1 protein-coding gene and 1 tRNA gene are annotated in these 1842 nt (G+C 60.6%); one reads left to right on the top strand and one right to left on the bottom strand.

Features of this window, described 5'->3' with window-relative positions; translation table 11 throughout:
* The coding region (locus AUR66_RS01555) for a tetratricopeptide repeat protein (RefSeq protein WP_157532955.1) at positions 1 to 1275 on the top strand (1275 nt) is incomplete at its 5' end.
* A 264-nt stretch (positions 1276 to 1539) separates the two neighbouring features.
* Here AUR66_RS01555 and AUR66_RS01550 read toward each other — a convergent pair.
* Positions 1540 to 1616 (bottom strand) — tRNA-Cys (locus AUR66_RS01550).
* Positions 1617 to 1842 lie beyond the last annotated feature (226 nt).

Genomic DNA, 1842 nt, shown 5'->3' with positions numbered 1-1842 from the left:
GACGTCCGCCGATGGCGCGCCCGTATGTTCGTCAACGGCGGCGAACTCGACCGGGCAGAACGTGAGTTCGAAAGGCTCGCCAACTTCGACGGCGACGAACTAGACGGGCAGACACTCACGCAGGTTCGTGCGGACGGCTTTGCTGGCGTCTCCGAAGTTGCTCGGTACCGAAACGAGTTCGAACGCGCACGTGAGAATGCAGAAGCAGCGCTCGCCCGCTTCGAACGAATCGACGACGACGTGGGGCGCAGTGACGTATTGAACGCACTCGGTGCTATTGAAGTACAGACCGGCACTCCCGAGTCTGCAAAGGAGTATTACGAGCAGGCACTCGAACTCCGTCGTGCAGTCGGCGATAGGACGAAAATCGCGAGTACACTCGCGAACCTTGGGCAGGTCGAACGGTCGCTTGGGGAGTACGACGTAGCACGAGAGTACGCCCACACGAGTCTCCGAATTCGGAGAGAACTCCAGTACCGGTGGGGAGAAGCACTGAGCCTAGACCTCCTCAGTCACATCGAACTCGAGGATGGGGTGCTCGAAGACGCAGAGCGGTATATTCGGTTGTCACTCGATATTCGTCTCGACATCGGAGACGAACTGGGTTCCGCACTGTCGTCGAACAACCTCGCTCGAATCGAACACGAACGAGGTGCCCTTGAAGCCGCCCGCGAACGCTACGAGGAACTCGTCGACTCCCTCGAAGGCGGTCAATTCACTAGAATACGACAGGGAGCTCATCACGGGCTCAGCGCTGTGTTGCTCGAACTGAGTGAGCCTGAGAGTGCAGTCGAACATGCAGACGTCGCAATCGACCTCCTCGAAGAGAACGAGTCGAAACTCGTCGACCTTCAGGCGACTCGCGCACGTGCACTGCTCGACTGTGGGTCTCTCTCCGACGCCCTCGAACTCGCCGAGGAAGTCCTCGACGATGCAGCATCGCTTGGTCGAGAACCGAATGCCCACGGACACGTCGCGTACGGCCTCGCGTTGGTCGAAGACGGGGCAGTGGCGGACGGACTCGACCACCTCGAAACTGCCGTCGAACTCGCACCGTCCAGTGCCCTCGAAGGGCGGTATCTCTGCGAACTCGCCGATGCACTCGAGTCGGTGGACCGTCCTGCCGACGCACTCGACAAACTCGAACGTGCTGTGGAGCAGTTTTCGGCCGTCGATGCAGGGGTCCGAGCGCGGAAGACAGCACTCCAGGCCCTCGAACTCGCCGAGGAAATCGACGACGAGCCTTCGGTCGACGTCGAAGCTTACCTCGACTGAGCGGCGATTTCGGTACGGTCGGCTCTCGGAACGCGACGACGACTGATTCGGTCGACCAGCCTGTGGTCGTCACGGTGACGTTACACTATATCTGGAGCGTCGCCACTGCTTGTGTAGACGAACCCCGCACCGACAGGCGTGCAGAACCGAAGCGAGTCACCGACGGGGCCGAACCGAAGGGACGGATGTGAACCACGGTCACTCCGTTCCCAGATTCAAATCGCGCCGTGATGTCTCTCAGGCCTCGTTTCACTCGGTCAAAAGAGCCAAGGGCCGGATTTGAACCGGCGGGGGTTCCGCTCTGCAGGCGGATGCGTTGGGCCGGACTCTGCCACCTTGGCGCAGTTTATCGTATCGCTGTCTGGTGCTTAAGCCTGACGGTGTGAGGGCTCGTGTGGTGTGCTGAACCCCATTCAGGGAGCGTTAGTTCCTCGTGGTGGATGCGATCCTTAGACGTCGTGCGCTGCCGCTCCAGCATCGACTCACTCACTCGTGGCTCGGTCGCGAGCGAAAGGAACCACGAGTGCTGCGGCTCACGAGTCCTGAACCGAACGCGAGTGGTGAAGC

Origin of the sequence: Haloferax profundi (genome assembly GCF_001469865.1) — an archaeon.
GTDB lineage: Archaea > Halobacteriota > Halobacteria > Halobacteriales > Haloferacaceae > Haloferax > Haloferax profundi.
The sequence above is the reverse complement of the archived record's forward strand: the minus strand, read 5'-3'. Positions and strand labels throughout refer to the sequence as shown.